The following is a 15,728-nucleotide window of genomic DNA, read 5'->3' as shown; positions in this document are numbered from 1 at the left end:
GAGCGAGATGCCTGTCCACGCGCGGGGGTGATCGCCCTACCCTCCGACAGATGACGAACGAGGTCCTGAGATCGATCCGCGGCCTGCTGCCGATGATCGCGGAACGCGCGGACAAGGTCGACGAGTCGCGGCGGGTGTCCGAACAGGTGATCCGTGAGCTCGGCGACGCCGGATTGTTCAAGATGCTGCAGCCCAGGCGGTACGGCGGCACGGAAAGCAATCCGGTGCACTTCTACGAGGTGGTGCGCGCCGTGTCCGGTGTGTGCGGCTCGACGGGCTGGCTGGCGTCCGTGCTCGGGGTGCACCCGTGGCACCTGGCCCTGTTCGACGACCGGGCGCAAAATGACGTGTGGGGCCACGACGATTCGGTGCTCGTGTCGTCCGCCTACGCACCCGTCGGGCGGCTCGTCCCCGTCGAGGGCGGCTACCGGCTGACGGGGGACTGGCATTTCTCCTCGGGCTGCGAGCACGCGTCGTGGGCGCTGCTCGGCGCGATGGTGGTCGGGACCGAGGGCCGCCCGGTCGATTTCATGACCGCGCTGGTGCCGCGGTCGGACTACCGCATCCACGACGTGTGGGACGTGGTGGGGATGCGCGGCACGGCCAGCAACGAGATCAGTGCCGAGGACGTGTTCGTTCCCGACTACCGGATCAAGAGGAATTACGAGACGGCGCAACTGCGCGGACCCGGACAGAAGGTGAACCGGGGACCGCTGTACCGGCTGCCGTTCGCCACACTCTTCACGACCGCCGTCGCGGCGCCCGGGGTCGGCATCGTCGCGGGATGCTACGAACGCTATCTGACGTTCATGCGGGAACGAGTGCGGCTCAGCCTCGGTGGCGGAAGATTCGTCGACGACCAGTTCGCCCAGGTCGCGGTGGCCCGGGCGTCGTCCGAGATCGACGCCGCGATACTGCAGATGGATCGCAACGTGCGTGAACTGTGGGAACTGGCCGAGGCCGGGGAGGAACTCCCCATGGGTCTGCGCCTGCGGGTGCGCCGCGATCAGGTTCGCGCGACCGAGCGAGCCCTCGACGCGATCGACCTGCTGTTCAAGACCGCCGGCGGAAGTTCGCTGTCGCGCGGCAACGCGATCGAACGGTCGTGGCGCGACGCCCACGCGGGCAGCGTGCACGTGGCCAACGAGCCCGAACGCGCCCTCGCCCTGTTCGGCAGGGGCGCGTTCGGACTCCCGGTGGAGGACAACCTCGTGTAGTCAGCTCCGCATGTGCTGAACTGCCCGGTAGGAGAAGACCATCGCGGTGCCGAGCGGCACTCCGGGACCGGGGTAGAACCGGCCGCTGAGCGATGCGCTGGTGTTGCCCGCCGCATACAGTCCGTCGATGGGCGTGCCGTCGGCGCGCAGGACGCGGGCGTCGGCGTCGGTCCGGACCCCGCCCTTGGTGCCGAGATCGCTGAGCACGATGCGGGCCGCGTGGAACGGGCCCTGCGACACCGGGCTCAGTGCCGGGTTCGGTGGCGCGTCCGCACCCGTGCCCGGAGGGCAGAAGAAGTTGTCGTACGGGTCCTCTCCCCGGTGGAAGGCCTCGTCGACGCCGTGCTTGGCGAAGTCGTTGAACTGTTCGACGGTGCGGCGCAGACCGTCTGCGGGGACGTCGATCTTCTCCGCGAGTTCCTCGATCGTGTCGGCCGAGACCCAGGTGCCCGCCGCGTGATGCTTCTCGGCGGAGATGTTCGGAATGGAGATGGCAGGCAACACGGGCCCGCCCTCCTTCGAGTCGAACACGAGATACGAACTGCTGCTGCCGTGCTCGATCATCGCTCGGCCGAACTGGTCGTACGGCAGCGATTCGTTGAGGTACCGCTCTCCGGACGTGTCGACGAGAATGCCGCCGCGCACGCCCACCATGAAAGCGCCGGAGCCGTCCGGAAGTTCGACCCCGGGGCACCACCACGCCTCGTCGAGGAGTGCGGTGTCCGCGCCAATCTCCACCGCCGCCCGCAGGAGGTCGCCGGTGTTCGCGCCGCGCGGGCCCATGCTCCAGTCCGCCCGGCCCGGTGTTCCGTTCTCGGTGCGCAGGGCCGCGTTGCCCTCGATCCCGCCTGCCGCGAGCAGCACGCCGCGCGTCGCCCGGATGCGGGCGGTCTGACCGGCGGCGTTGGTCGCCTCGACGCCGACGACCCGTCCGTCCTCGACGATCAGCGAGCGCGCGGCGGTCTCGGTGCGCAGTTCCGCGTGCCCGGTGCCGTGCAGAGCCATGAGAAGGCGGCCGATCAGGGCGCGGCCACCGTTCAGTGTGCCCTCCGGATGCGGTTCCCCGGCCCGGTCGACGTCGGCCTCGGGCCGGATGACCTCGCGCAGGTCCCCGATCTCGTCGCTCGGCAGGTCGAGCGGGTTGATCGCGCGACCGTAGTCCATCCGGCCGGGTGCCCTGTAGTAGTCGGGGAACGCCCGCCACTCGAACTCGATGTGGGGATCGCGTTCGAGAAGGTCGACGACCTCGGGCGCGGTGGCGACGTACGCCTCCTGACGGTCGATCTCCTCGTCGCCCACCACTGCGCGCAGGTACGTGCGCGCCTTGTCCGTGGAGTCGCCGATGCCGGCGCGCTCCTGCACGGCGGTACCCGGCAGCCACACCGCGGCGCCGGAGTACGCGGACGTGCCGCCGAACAGTGGGGTCTTCTCGAGGACGAGGGTGCGCAATCCCTGCGAAGCGGCCGTGTATGCGCCGGTCAGCGCACCGCCCCCCGAACCGACCACCAGCACGTCGCACTCGGTTGTCCAGTCCTGCATCGTCGTTTCCTCCGTTGATGGTCTGTGGAGACTGGCGGTCCAGTCGTAGGGTTCACGCAATCGCATCCGGGCGACCTGCGGCACGCGCGGTCCCACTCACCGGACGAAATTCGATGGTTTCCCGATCCGATGCGAGAATCGACACCGGATCCGGGGCTGTGTGCGGAGTGAAGGGGGATCGAGGGTGCCGAGAATCGCCGAAGTGCGGGACGCTGCCGAACCGAGTTCGGAGGAACAGCGGGCCCGCCACGTCCGCATGCTCGAGGCCGCCATCGAACTGGCCACCGAGAAGGAACTCGCCCGGGTCCAGATGCACGAGGTGGCCAAACGTGCCGGCGTCGCGATCGGGACGCTGTACCGGTACTTTCCGTCGAAGACGCATCTGTTCGTCGCGGTGATGGTCGATCAGATCGACCGGATGGGTGCCGGGTTCAAGAAGAGTGCGCCCCCTGGCGAATCGCCGCAGGATGCGGTGTACAACGTGCTGGTCCGCGCCACCCGCGGGCTGTTGCGCCGGCCCGCATTGTCCACCGCGATGATCCAGTCCACGAGCACCGCCAACGTCGCGTCCGTGCCGGACGCGGGGAAGGTCGACCGGGCATTCCGGCAGATCATGCTGGACGCCGCCGGGATCGAACATCCGACGGAGGAAGACCTCACGGCGCTGCGCCTGCTGGTGCAGCTGTGGTTCGGCGTCATCCAGTCCTGCCTCAACGGCCGGGTCTCGATTCCCGATGCCGAGTCCGACATCCGTAGGGCGTGTGACCTGCTGCTGGTCAACCTGTCGCATCGCTGACAGATCGCCGGCGTCGGGCCGCCTCCCGCCGACCTCGACGTGAAATTCATTCCTGACTCCTGAGCTGTGCGGAGAACTATTTCGCATGGCGAAGGGCATTGATGTCTCCTCAAAAGTAGAATACATTTCAAAAATGAGCCGCGGACGCGTCCGCGTGCCGGAAGAACTCAAGGAGCGGAACATGGGCAACGCCGTCATCGTCGACGCGGCACGGACACCGATCGGGCGCCGGCGCGGGGCACTGTCCGGACTGCACCCGGCCGAACTACTCGGCGCCGCACAGCGGGGTGTCCTCGAACGGGCCGGTGTCGCCCCGGCGGACATCGGGCAGATCGTCGGCGGATGCGTCACCCAGGCCGGTGAGCAGTCCAACAACGTGACCCGGCAGGCGTGGCTGCACGCGGGACTGCCGTACGCGACGGCGGCCACGTCGCTCGACTGCGCCTGCGGATCTTCCCAGCAGGCCGTACACGTCGTGGCGGGTCTCATCGCGTCCGGCCAGATCTCCGCCGGAATCGGGTGCGGTGTCGAGGCGATGAGCCGGGTGTTCCTCGGCCAGGCCGTCACGCCGGAGACCGGCAACCCCTACCCCGACGACTGGGCGATCGACATGGGCGACCAGTTCACGTCCGCCCAGCGGATCGCCGACCTCCGCGGGCTCGGGCGCGGCGACGTCGACGCGTTCGGGCTCGAGTCGCAGCGACGCGCCGCCCAGGCCTGGGCGGACGGACGGTTCGACCGCGAGATCGTTCCCGTCACCGCTCCCGTCGTGGACAAGTCCGGCGCACCCACCGGTGAACTTGCGGTGGTCACCCAGGACGGGGGACTGCGCGAGACGACCGCGGAGGCCCTGTCGGCCCTGAAGCCCGTGATCGACGGCCACATCCACACCGCGGGCAACTCGTCCCAGATCAGCGACGGCGCCGCCGCCGTCCTGCTCATGGACGGCGGCCGTGCCCGCGAACTCGGATTGCGGCCGCGCGCGAGGATTCTCGCGTCCGGCATGGTCGGCTCCGACCCGTACTACCACCTCGACGGGCCGATCGAGTCGACGCGCATGGTCCTCGAACGCGCCGGAATGTCTTTGGGCGACATCGATCTCGTCGAGATCAACGAGGCGTTCGCGTCCGTCGTGCTGTCGTGGGCGCAGGTGCACGGAGCCGACATGTCGAAGGTGAACGTCAACGGCGGCGCCATCGCCCTCGGACATCCGGTGGGCTCCACCGGGGCCCGGCTGATCACGACCGCCCTGCACGAACTGGAGCGCTCCGACACCTCCACCGCGCTGGTCACGATGTGCGCGGGCGGCGCGCTGTCCACCGCAACCATCATCGAACGCATCTGACCCGAACGATCGACGAGGCCGACATGACAATGGGATTGACCGAAGAAGAGCGCGACCTGCGTGACTCGGTGCGAGGCTGGGCCACACGGACCGTGACCCCGGCCGTGCTCCGGGAGGCCGTCGAGGCCAAGACCGAGCAACGACCGCTGTTCTGGAAGTCGTTGGCGGAACTGGGCGTACTGGGACTCCACCTGCCCGAGGATGTGGGCGGGGCGGGGTGTGGACTGGTGGAATTGGCAGTGGTCGCCGAGGAACTGGGCCGGGTCCTGCTGCCCGGTCCCTTCCTCCCGACCGTGCTGCTCGGCGCCGTCCTGCACGAGTCCGGGCGCACGGGTGAGCTCTCCGGGCTGGCCGACGGTTCGGCCCTCGGCGCGGTGGCCCTGCAGCCGGGTTCGCTGCGTCTCGTCCGGGACGGCGGAGTGGTGACGCTGGACGGTGAGTCCGGGTACGTCCTCGGCGGGCAGGTGGGCGACCTGTTCCTGCTCGCGGCGAGAGACGGCGACGAGACCGCGTTCGTGGCGCTCGCCCGCGGCCGGCTCGACGTGACCGACCTGCCCAGCCACGACGTGGTGCGCCGCAACGCGACCGCTTCGGTGAACGCCCTCGAGATCGCCGAAGCCGATGTCCTGCAGATCGATTCGCAGCGCGTTCTCGATCTGGCGGCCACCTTGTTCGCCGCCGAGGCCTCGGGTGTCGCCGACTGGGCGGTCACCACCGCCGCCGACTACGCCAAGGTGCGCCACCAGTTCGGCCGCCCCATCGGCCAGTTCCAGGGGGTGAAACACCGGGTCGCCCGTATGCTCTGCCTCGCCGAACAGGCCCGCGTCTGTGCGTGGGACGCGGCCCGTGCGATGAATCCCGGAAGCAGTGCCAGGGCCGCGACGGCTGCGCCGCGCTGCAGTGCGGCGGAGGCGTCACTCGCGGCCGCGGTCGCCGGAGCCACCGCACCCGACGCGGCGTTCGCCGTCACCAAGGACTGCATCCAGGTGCTCGGGGGAATCGGCTACACCTGGGAACACGACGCCCACCTGTACCTGCGCCGGGCGCAGTCGCTGCGGATCCTGCTCGGGTCCACCGCATCGTGGCGGCGGCGCGTGGCCCGCGCGACCCTGGGCGGGGCCCGCCGGGTGCTCGGCATCGACCTGCCTCCGGACGCCGATAGCATCCGCGCCGGCGTGCTCGCAGAACTCACGGACGCGGCCGCATTGGACGAGCCGGAGCGCAGGACGTACCTGGCCGAGAAGGGCTACACCGCACCGCACCTCCCCGCGCCGTGCGGCAGGGGAGCGGGCGCCGTGGAACAACTCGTGATCGCGGAGGAACTGCGCGCGGCCGCGCTGAAGCCCCACGACATGATCATCGGCAACTGGGTGGTGCCCACGCTCATCGCGCACGGCAGCGACGAACAGTTGCGGCGCTTCGTGCCCCCGTCGCTGCGCGGCGACCTCGTCTGGTGCCAGCTGTTCTCCGAACCCGGCGCCGGATCGGACCTCGCCGGCCTGACCACCCGGGCCACCAAGGTGGACGGCGGCTGGGTGCTGCGGGGGCAGAAGGTGTGGACGTCGATGGCCCGGGACGCGGACTGGGGTATCTGCCTCGCCCGCACAGATGCCTCGGTGCCCAAACACAAGGGGGTGTCGTACTTCCTGATCGACATGAGGGGCAGCGACGGCCTCGACATCCGGCCGCTGCGCGAGATCACCGGCGAGGCACTGTTCAACGAGGTGTTCCTCGACGACGTGTTCGTCCCGGACGAACTCCTCGTGGGCGAACCGGGCGGCGGCTGGAAGCTCGCCCGCACGACCCTCGCCAACGAACGGGTATCGCTGTCGCACGACTCCTCGCTGGGCTCTGGTGGCGAGGCTCTGCTGACCCTGGCCGGCGAACTGCCCGGCGGCATCGACGACGAGCAGCTGACCGTGCTCGGCAAGGTCCTCTGCGACGCACAGTCCGGCGGCCTGATGGGGCTACGCACCACCCTGCGCTCGATCGCGGGCGGGCAACCGGGCGCCGAGTCGTCGGTCGCGAAACTGCTCGGCGTCGAACACATCCAGCAGGTGTGGGAGGTGGCGATGGACTGGGCCGGACCGCGCGCCCTGCTCGGCGACCGGCCCCGCACCTCCGCTACGCAGATGTTCCTGAACTCGCAGTGCATGTCGATCGCGGGCGGCACCACCAACGTCCAGCTCAACATCATCGGCGAACGACTGCTGGGTCTGCCGCGTGATCCCGCGCCCGGAAAGGGAGCGTGACCTGACATGGCGATCGACGTGAAGGCCGCGCTGACCGCGGAACCGGCCGTGCGTGATGTGGCGTGGACCGAGCGTGACGTGATGCTCTACCACCTCGGACTCGGCGCCGGCGGGAACGCCCAGGACCCCGCGGAACTGCGCTGGGTGTACGAGAAGGACTTGCTGGTGCTGCCGACGTTCGCGCTCGTCGCGGGGCAGGGAATCTCGGCCGGCGACGCACCGGCGGCCGGGCTGAGCCTGCCCGGTATCGACATCGACCTCCGCAAGATCCTGCACGGCGGACAGTCGCTCACCGTGCACGCGCCCATTCCTCCGTCAGGTGGGGCCCGGGTGTCCTCGCGGGTGGCGGACGTGTGGGACAAGGGCAAGGCCGCCGTCATCGTGCTCGAACAGACGGCCACCGACTCGGGCGGGAACCCGTTGTGGACCACGGGGATGCAGATCTGGGCCCGCGATGAGGGCGGGTTCGGTGGCTCCCCGGGACCCGAGTCGGTGGCCACGGTGCCGGCCCGCGAACCCGACAAGGTGCTGGTGTCGCGCACCGGGACGGCGCAGGCCCTGCTCTACCGGCTCAGCGGCGACCTCAACCCGCTGCACTCAGACCCCGAATTCGCGGCCGCGGCCGGGTTCGAAAGGCCGATCCTGCACGGGCTCGCGTCGTACGGTGTGGTGTGCAAGGCCGTCGTCGACGGGATGCTGGACGGCGATCCCACACGACTGCGCCACTACGCGGTGCGGTTCGCGGGCTCGCTGTACCCGGGCGAGACCGTCGAGACCGCGGTCTGGCACGACGGCGACCGGCTGACCCTGCGCGCGACGTGCCCCGATCGTGACGGGCAACCGGTCCTGACCCAGGCGACGATGGAGGTGAGCGGATGAGCGTCGGTACGCACCCCACGTTCGAGAACAGCCCGTCGGGAACGGTGCTGACGTCACCGCCCGACAGTTCCGCCGTCGACCGGGCGACCGAGGCCGCCCGCCGCGTGGTCGACGCGCTGCTGCGGACCGATCGCGGCAACGCCAACCTCGACCGCGTCGCGGAAGAGCTGAACAGCATCGCCGAGCACCTCGAGGAACACGCGCCTGCCGTCGCCGAGCGGCTGATCGACATGTGGAACGGCGAGGGCGTCACCCGGCACGATCCCGTCACCGGACCCGAGAACGCGCTCGCGCCGCCTGTGGTCCTCGAGGGGCTGTCCGACGGATCGGTCCGGGGCACCGTCACGCTGACCATCCCGTACCAGGGGCCGCCCGGGCACGTCCACGGCGGCGTGTCCGCGCTCCTGCTCGACCACGTCCTCGGCGTCGCCAACGCCTGGGGTGGAAAAGCCGGCATGACAGCGCAGTTGAGCACCCGCTACCACCGCCCGACGCCGCTGTTCGAACCACTCACCCTGACCGGGAAGCTGATGTCGGTCGACGGCCGCAAGATCACCACCGTCGGCGACATCCGGACCGCGGACGGCGAGGTGTGCGTCTCGGTCGAGGGACTGTTCGTCGACAAGACCGTGCCCCGCCCACGATGACCCCGATCAGGAGCAGACAATGACGTCACCCGGCCGTTTCGAGAACAAGGTCGTCTTCGTCACCGGCGCGGCGCGCGGGCAGGGCCGCGCCGAGGCCGTCCGGTTCGCGTCCGAGGGCGCCGACGTCATCGCGATCGACGCCTGCACCGAATTCGCGTCCACCGCCTATCCCGGCGCCACCCGGGACGACCTGGCCGAGACGGTCCGGCTCGTCGAATCCACCGGCCGGCGGATCGTCGCCTCCACCGCGGACGTGCGCGATTTCGACGGACTCTCGCGTGCCCTCGCCGAAGGCATCGAGCAGTTGGGCCGCCTCGACGTCGTGATCGCGAACGCGGGCATCTGCTCGGGGGCGTTGTCGTGGGAGATCACCGCCGAGCAGTGGCAGGAGACGGTCGACGTCAACCTCACGGGAACGTTCCACACCGCGAAGGCGGCGGTTCCGTATCTGATCGAACAGGGGGAGGGCGGCGCCGTCGTCTTCACGAGTTCGGTGTCCGGGCTGAAGGGCACCCCGTTCACCGGGCACTACGTCGCCACCAAGCACGGCATCACCGGGCTCGCCAAGACGATGGCGAACGAACTCGGGGAGCACCGCATCCGTGTCAATACGGTGCACCCGGCGGGCGTGGACACCGGCATGAAGGTGCGCGACCTGCACCCGCTCATCGCCCGGTACGCGTCGACGCTCGGCTCCATCTACCAGAACTCACTGCCCTACCGCATCACCCAGCCGGAGGACGTCGCCGCCGTCGTCGCCTGGGTGTGTTCGGACGAGGCGAAATACATCACCGGGGCGCAGATTCCCGTCGACCTCGGCAACCTCATTCGCTGAGGTTCGCCGTCTGTGTTCGCCGAATGTCACAGTGGTGCAGTTCGACCGCACCACTGTGACATTCGGCGCTCAGCTGCCGGTGTCAGACGGCGATGTCCCGGCGGATCATCTTGCCGGTCGCGTTGCGGGGCAACAGGTCCGTGGTGATCCGCCAGCGGGTCGGGACCTTGAAATACGACAGGCGATCCGCGGCGTACTCGCGCAGTTCCGCCTCGGTGGTCACGGCACCCGGTCGCAACACCACGACAGCCGCCACCTCCTGACCCAGATCCTCGTGGGGCGTCCCGATCACCGCGCATTCGAGCACGTCGGGGTGTTCGTCGAGGCACTGCTCGATCTCGGTGGGGTACACGTTCTCCCCGCCGCGCAGAATAAGATCCGAGCGACGTCCGGTCAGCCGCAGGCGACCGTTCTCGACGAGTCCGTAGTCGCCGGTCCGGAGCCATCGGCCCGGGGCGATCGCCGCAGCGGTGGCGGCCTCGTCCTCCCAGTAGCCGAGCATCACGAACGGGCTGCGCACGCACACCTCGCCCTCGACGCCGTCGGGCAGCCACTCCCCGTACGGGTCGCGGATCTCCATGCTCACCGTGATGATCGGACGTCCCAGAGTCCCGGGGAACTGCTCGAGTTCGGGGGCGGTGGCGACGGCGATCGCGGTACTGCACTCGGTGAGTCCGTAGCTGTCCACGAGGGCGTTCCGCGCGAACGGCACCTTCTCGCGCAGCCGTTCCTTGAACGCCACCGACGACGGTGCGGACGCCAGCGAGAACGACGTGAGCGACGACAGGTCGTACTTGTCGAGGTCGTCGTGCTCGACCAGACGGGACGCCATCGTGGGCACCGCTCCCCAGTTGGTGACCCGTTCCCGCTCGACGAGGCGGAGCACGGCGTCCACGTCGAATCCGCCCTGGTGCATGACGACCGCGCCGCCCGTCGCCAGCCGCGGAATCACCAGATTGTGCAGGCTCGCGATGTGGAACAGGGGAGAGGTCAGGAGGTAGCGAAGCGGACTCGGCATCGCCGGGTCGACGGGTCGTCCACTGAATTCGCCGACCACGGCGTCGCTGAACCGGTGGTAGTCGACGACGGCCAGAATGTTGCGCTGCGAGTGCAGCGCTCCCTTGGGTCTGCCGCTCGTGCCGCTGGTGTAGAGGATGGCGGCGGGATCGTCCTCGTCGACGTCGGTGTGCGGCATCGGGGACCCTGCGTACTTCGCGAAGATCGCGGGCAGATCCGCCTCCATCGTGAGGACCGGAAGGTCGGTGCCGACCGCGGCGAGCGTCTCGGCGCGCTTCGCGTCGGCGATCACCACAGTGGGGCGACTGTGCGTCAGCCCGTACTCGACCTCCCGCCGAACCCACCAGCCGTTCAGTCCGACGCTGATGGCGCCGAGTACCTGCGTGGCCCAGAACGCGACCACCCACTCGGGGGTGTTCGCGGCCAGGATCGCCACCCGGTCACCCTTCCGGACGCCGTGGTCCTCGCGCAGCGCCGTCGCCAGGGCCGCGACCGCGGCGGCGTGCTCCGTGTAGGACATCCGGCGGTCGGCGGTCACGAGGTAGTCGCGGTCGCCCCACCGGAGCGACGTGGTGAGGAGTTCGCCCACCGAGCGCCCGCGGTTCTTCATCACCGGCATCCGGGTGCCGAGTACCGGCTCCTCGACGAGTTCGAACCGGCCACCGGGTCCGGTGAGACGGGACATCACCTGATCCAGGTGCAACTGTGGATCTGTAGGGGCAGTCATCGGGGCGACCTTTCGTCCTCGGGCACTCGTACCGACACAAGATGGCACGCCGTGACGGGCGCCCGGACGTGGTTACCACTCAGCGAGACTGCCGCGATCCGCGACATCCCGGCGCCGTTACGTTCGACAGCGAATCGCAGCTGGAGGAACTCATATGACGATAGATCTCGACCCGCCCACAGTGAAGGTCGACCCGCTCGCCCCGGCCACACTCGGGCCGATCACCCTGCGCAATCGCGTGATCAAGGCAGCGACGTACGAGGGCCTGACCCCGAAGGGGATGGTCACCGACGAGCTCATCGAATTCCATCGGCAGCCCGCCGCCGGAGGCGTGGGCATGACGACCGTCGCGTACTGCGCGGTCGCCGCGGACGGACGCACGTCGCCCGGCCAGATCCAATGGACCGACGAGACGATGCCGGGCCTGCGGAAGCTGACCGACGCCATCCACGCCGAGGGTGCGGCAGTGTCTGCGCAGATCGGCCACGCGGGACCGGTCGCGGCTGCGAAGTACATCGGATCTCCGGCCTTGGGCCCGTCCCGTGCGTTCCGGATGACCACCCAGAACTTCTCCAAGCCGGCGTCTGCGGCAGATATCGCCCGGATCGTCGAGGCACACGCCAACGCGGCTCGCCGCGCGGTGGAGTCGGGGTTCGACGCCGTGGAGATCCATTTCGGCCACAACTACCTGATCAGCTCCTTTCTCAGCCCGAAGGTCAACAAGCGCACGGACGAATACGGCGGATCCCTGGCGAACCGCGCCCGGTTCGCGCTCGAGACCGCACGCGCCGTACGCGACGCGGTGGGGGACAGGATCGCGATCCTCGCCAAACTGAACATGGACGACGGTGTGCCCGGGGGCTTCTGGGTGGACGAGGCCATCCAGGTGGCGCAATGGCTCGAACAGGACGGTTCGCTGGACGCGCTCGAGCTCACCGCGGGCAGTTCCCTGCTGAACCCGATGTACCTGTTCAAGGGCGACGCGCCGCTCCGTGAGTTCGCCGCCGTCATGCCGCAGCCGACGAAACTGGGAATCCGGTTGGTCGGCAAGCACTTCCTGAAGGAATACCCCTACCGCGACGCCTACCTCCTCGAGGACGCCCGCCAGATCAGAGCCGCCGTGACGATGCCGCTCGTCCTACTCGGTGGCATCACCGGCAAGGCGACCATGGACCTGGCGATGGCGGAAGGATTCCAGTTCGTGGCCGTCGCACGGGCACTCCTGCGGGAACCCGACCTCGTCAACCGGATCACGGAGGAGACCCACAACCCCGGTCTGTGCATTCACTGCAACAAGTGCATGACGGCCATCTACGGTGGCACCCACTGCGTGCTCCGCGTGCCGTGAGCGTGCATACCGTGTCGACAGGAGAGATGGAGTTGGAACGCACCACGATCGCCGAGATGCTGCTGGACCGGCTGGGTGACGATAGACTGGGAGTCCGTACCCGGGAACAGGATTGGACCTGGGACGAGGTGGTACGCGAGAGTGCGGCCCGCGGGGCCGTCGCATCCTCGCTGCGGCGCGACGGACCGTTCCACGTCGGAGTCCTGCTCGAGAACACCCCCGAGTTCCTGTTCTGGCTGGGCGGCGCCGCGATCGCCGGCGCCACCGTGGTCGGCATCAATCCGACCCGTCGCGGGGCGGAACTCGAGGCCGAGATCCGGTACGTCGACTGCCAGCTGATCGTCACGGACACCGCAGGGAAGGCACAGCTCGCCGGTCTCGACCTCGGGCTGTCCGACGACCGGTTTCTGCTGGTCGACGATCCGGCCTACACCGAACTCGTCGCGTCCCATGCCGTCGAGAGTCCGGCCGGGGAGCCCGGGATCGACGCGTCGACGCTGTTCCTTCTGCTGTTCACGTCCGGCACCACCGGCACGTCGAAAGCGGTGCGGTGCAGTCAGGGCCGGCTCGCCCGGCTGGCGTACGCGAACACCGTCAAGTACGGGCACGTGCGCGAGGACGTCGACTACTGCTGCATGCCGCTGTTCCACGGCAACGCGCTGATGGCGCTGTGGGCGCCCGCACTCGCCAACGGCGCCACCGTCTGCCTGCCGCGCAAGTTCTCCGCGTCCGGATTCCTGCCCGACGTCCGGTTCTTCGGCGCCACATTCTTCACCTACGTCGGCAAGGCGCTGGCGTACCTGATGGCCACACCGGAGCAACCCGACGACCGTGACAACACTCTCGTCCGCGGTTTCGGGACCGAGGCGTCCCCGGAGGACATGACCGAATTCGTCCGCCGGTTCGGCGCCGAACTGTACGAAGGGTACGGCTCGAGCGAAGGCGCCGGTTCGGTGACGCTCGACCCCGACGCCCCCGAGGGTGCGCTCGGCAGACCCGCGAACGAGAACATCGTCATCGTCGACCCCGACACCCGCGCGGAGAAGGCCCGGGCGCGGCTCGACGGGCACGGTCGCGTGCTCAACCCGGACGAGGCGATCGGCGAAATGGTCGACAAGGCCGGCGCGGCGCGATTCGAGGGCTACTACAAGAACGAGGACGCGATCGCGGACCGCATCCGGCACGGCTGGTACTGGACGGGCGACCTCGGGTACGTCGACGAGGCCGGCTTCATCTACTTCGCCGGCCGGAAGGGCGACTGGATCCGCGTGGACGGGGAGAACACCTCGGCGTTGATGGTGGAGCGCATTCTGCGCCGCCACCCGAAAGTGGTCGCCACCGGCGTGTACGCCGTCCCCGACCCGCGGTCGGGCGATCAGGTGATGGCGGCCGTCGAGGTGTCGGACCGCACCGATTTCGATCCGGCGGAGTTCGCCGCCTTCCTCGGCAGACAGGACGACCTGGGCACGAAGGCGGCACCCCGCTTCATCCGGGTGTCGACGGACCTGCCGGTGACGGGATCGAACAAGGTGCTCAAACGAACGCTGCAGGAACAGCGCTGGCGTTGCGACGATCCGGTCTTCCGGTGGGTGGGACGCGGTGTTCCCGAATACCACCAGATGACCGACAGTGAGAAGGCCGCGCTGGAGCAGGAGTTCCACACGCACGGCCGGCAACGATTCCTGCACGTGTGACGGTGAGGGTGACATGAAACTGGGTGTGGTGGTTCCCGTCGAGCTGGGACGGGCGGGCGAGCCCGAGTGGATACTCGAATTCGCGAGGGCTGCGGAATCACTCGGATTCGACGAGATCTCCGCCGTCGAGCACTCGGTCGTCATCGCGGACACGGCGAGTGCCTATCCGTACTCGCCCACCGGGAAGTCGCACCTGCCCGACGACTGCAGTCTGCCGGACCCGCTGGAACTGCTGTCGTTCGTCGCCGGCGCCACGACGACCCTGGGTCTCGCGACGGGCGTGCTGGTCCTGCCCAACCACCATCCGGTGGTGCTGGCGAAGCGTCTCGCCACCCTGGACCGGCTGTCCGCGGGACGCCTCCGTGTCTGCCTCGGTCTCGGCTGGATGCGTGAGGAGATCGAGGCCTGCGGAGGTGATTTCGACCGGCGCGGCGCGGTCGCCGACGAGGCGATCGCGGTGATGCGGGCGCTGTGGTCGGGTACTGGCGCCGTCGACTTCGCGGGCGAACACTTCTCCTTCCGCGGCGCCCAGAGCTGGCCCAAACCCCACCGGAATTCGGGAGTGCCGCTCTACATCGGCGGTCACAGCCCAGCGGCCGCACGGCGGGCAGGGCGGCTGGGCAACGGATTCCAGCCGCTCGGCCTGGCCGGCGACGACCTGGACCGGGCGATCGCCCGGATGCGGGCTGCGGCAGCGGACGCCGGCCGCGATCCCGCCGACGTCGACCTCGTGCTGGGGGCGACGCTGCCGCGGCTGGACGAGGCCAAGCTCGACCGGTCCCGGGACCTGGGTGCGAGTCGGCTCGTGCTGTCGGCGTCCCGACACGCGCAGTCCCTCGGCCAGGTCATCGACGAGATGGCCGCCTGCTCGGCGCGGTTGGGCCTCAGTCCGGCACGGTGACCGGCACGTCCTCGCTGAAGTCGACGATCAGTTCGCGCCGGGAGAACTGCCAGCCGGTGTCGCCGAGCACGTACCGGTCGTGGTAGCGCAACGCGATCCGGTTGTCGCGGAAGCCGTTTCGGCCGGCGTAGACATGGTGCGCCGTGCAGTACGTCTCGCCCGACGCCGTCGACCCGTCCACGTCGATCACCTGCTGGTGAACGACGTGCCGGGTGGATTGCAGATGCGAGACGGCGTCCACGACGGCGGACGCGAGCACGCCGCTGCCGCGGAGTTCCGTTGCCGCGCCGGTGCCCGTCAACGCGGGCGGGAGGACGAACGTCGCGTCGGAGTCGAACAACGCCGCGAGCGTTGCCGCCTCGCGCCGGTCGACGGCCCGCGCGTAGCGGGCGGTGAGTTCGGTGAGAGCGAATCCGGTGGCCATTCCACCATTCCAGCGGACGTCCGGCATCGGCGACAGCCACCTCCCGCTGACCGAGACATCGGCACCGAGGCGTGGGAGTGCTGGTTAGCGTCCAGAACACCCGTGGC

At 69.2% G+C, this 15,728-nt stretch carries 13 protein-coding genes; 10 read left to right on the top strand and 3 right to left on the bottom strand.

What is annotated here, in order from left to right; all coding sequences use genetic code 11:
• Window positions 1-50 precede the first annotated feature (50 nt).
• Complete coding sequence (gene hsaA, locus G9373_RS01740; protein ID WP_054247346.1) at window positions 51-1,217, top strand: 3-hydroxy-9,10-secoandrosta-1,3,5(10)-triene-9,17-dione monooxygenase oxygenase subunit; 1,167 nt, start codon at window positions 51-53, stop codon at window positions 1,215-1,217.
• On the opposite strand, the gene G9373_RS01735 is transcribed toward hsaA, so the two are convergent.
• Window positions 1,218-2,756, bottom strand: a complete 1,539-nt coding sequence (locus G9373_RS01735; RefSeq protein ID WP_005570118.1) for an FAD-dependent oxidoreductase — start codon at window positions 2,754-2,756, stop codon at window positions 1,218-1,220. It lies immediately after the preceding gene.
• Between the two features lie 184 nt (window positions 2,757-2,940).
• Here G9373_RS01735 and G9373_RS01730 point away from each other — a divergent pair, with 184 nt between their 5' ends.
• The 6 genes from G9373_RS01730 to G9373_RS01705 all read left to right on the top strand — a co-directional run bounded on the left by G9373_RS01730 (window position 2,941) and on the right by G9373_RS01705 (window position 9,510).
• Window positions 2,941-3,552, top strand: coding sequence for a TetR family transcriptional regulator (locus G9373_RS01730; RefSeq protein ID WP_005238914.1), 612 nt, complete (start codon window positions 2,941-2,943; stop codon window positions 3,550-3,552).
• A gap of 181 nt (window positions 3,553-3,733) precedes the next feature.
• On the top strand, window positions 3,734-4,897 hold the full coding sequence (locus G9373_RS01725; protein ID WP_054247360.1) for a steroid 3-ketoacyl-CoA thiolase: 1,164 nt from the start codon (window positions 3,734-3,736) through the stop codon (window positions 4,895-4,897).
• 23 nt (window positions 4,898-4,920) lie between these two features.
• Complete coding sequence (locus tag G9373_RS01720) at window positions 4,921-7,149, top strand: acyl-CoA dehydrogenase (RefSeq protein ID WP_167113672.1); 2,229 nt, start codon at window positions 4,921-4,923, stop codon at window positions 7,147-7,149.
• A 6-nt stretch (window positions 7,150-7,155) separates the two neighbouring features.
• Window positions 7,156-8,028: a MaoC/PaaZ C-terminal domain-containing protein gene (locus G9373_RS01715; RefSeq protein ID WP_054247345.1), complete on the top strand. Its 873-nt coding sequence runs from the start codon at window positions 7,156-7,158 to the stop codon at window positions 8,026-8,028.
• Window positions 8,025-8,675, top strand: coding sequence for a PaaI family thioesterase (locus G9373_RS01710; RefSeq protein WP_005570126.1), 651 nt, complete (start codon window positions 8,025-8,027; stop codon window positions 8,673-8,675). Before G9373_RS01715 ends, G9373_RS01710 begins: the two co-directional genes overlap by 4 nt.
• Window positions 8,676-8,694: 19 nt before the next feature.
• Window positions 8,695-9,510 carry a mycofactocin-coupled SDR family oxidoreductase gene (locus tag G9373_RS01705; protein WP_167113669.1) on the top strand — a complete coding sequence of 272 codons (816 nt, stop codon included), beginning with the start codon at window positions 8,695-8,697 and terminating at the stop codon, window positions 9,508-9,510.
• A gap of 82 nt (window positions 9,511-9,592) precedes the next feature.
• Here G9373_RS01705 and G9373_RS01700 read toward each other — a convergent pair whose 3' ends face one another.
• A complete protein-coding gene (locus tag G9373_RS01700; RefSeq protein WP_133986392.1) occupies window positions 9,593-11,254 on the bottom strand; it encodes a class I adenylate-forming enzyme family protein in 1,662 nt (553 codons plus the stop codon).
• 154 nt (window positions 11,255-11,408) lie between these two features.
• Here G9373_RS01700 and G9373_RS01695 point away from each other — a divergent pair, with 154 nt between their 5' ends.
• The 3 genes from G9373_RS01695 to G9373_RS01685 are packed head-to-tail and all read left to right on the top strand — an operon-like array spanning window position 11,409 to window position 15,197.
• Entirely contained in the window at window positions 11,409-12,602 is a 1,194-nt protein-coding gene (locus G9373_RS01695; protein ID WP_005570132.1) for an NADH:flavin oxidoreductase, read from the top strand.
• A gap of 26 nt (window positions 12,603-12,628) precedes the next feature.
• Complete coding sequence (locus G9373_RS01690; RefSeq protein WP_167113745.1) at window positions 12,629-14,296, top strand: AMP-binding protein; 1,668 nt, start codon at window positions 12,629-12,631, stop codon at window positions 14,294-14,296.
• Between the two features lie 13 nt (window positions 14,297-14,309).
• Window positions 14,310-15,197 (top strand): LLM class F420-dependent oxidoreductase, encoded by an 888-nt coding sequence (locus G9373_RS01685; RefSeq protein ID WP_007300179.1) that lies wholly within the window; start codon window positions 14,310-14,312, stop codon window positions 15,195-15,197.
• On the opposite strand, the gene G9373_RS01680 is transcribed toward G9373_RS01685, so the two are convergent.
• Window positions 15,181-15,621: a nuclear transport factor 2 family protein gene (locus G9373_RS01680; protein WP_005255709.1), complete on the bottom strand. Its 441-nt coding sequence runs from the start codon at window positions 15,619-15,621 to the stop codon at window positions 15,181-15,183. The genes G9373_RS01685 and G9373_RS01680 overlap by 17 nt on opposite strands.
• Between the last annotated feature and the right edge of the window lie 107 nt (window positions 15,622-15,728).

The sequence above is a fragment of the Rhodococcus sp. A14 genome (assembly GCF_011603105.1).
Lineage (GTDB): Bacteria > Actinomycetota > Actinomycetes > Mycobacteriales > Mycobacteriaceae > Rhodococcus_F > Rhodococcus_F opacus.
Note: the sequence above shows the minus strand (reverse complement) of the source record. Positions and strands in the feature narration are given on the sequence as shown.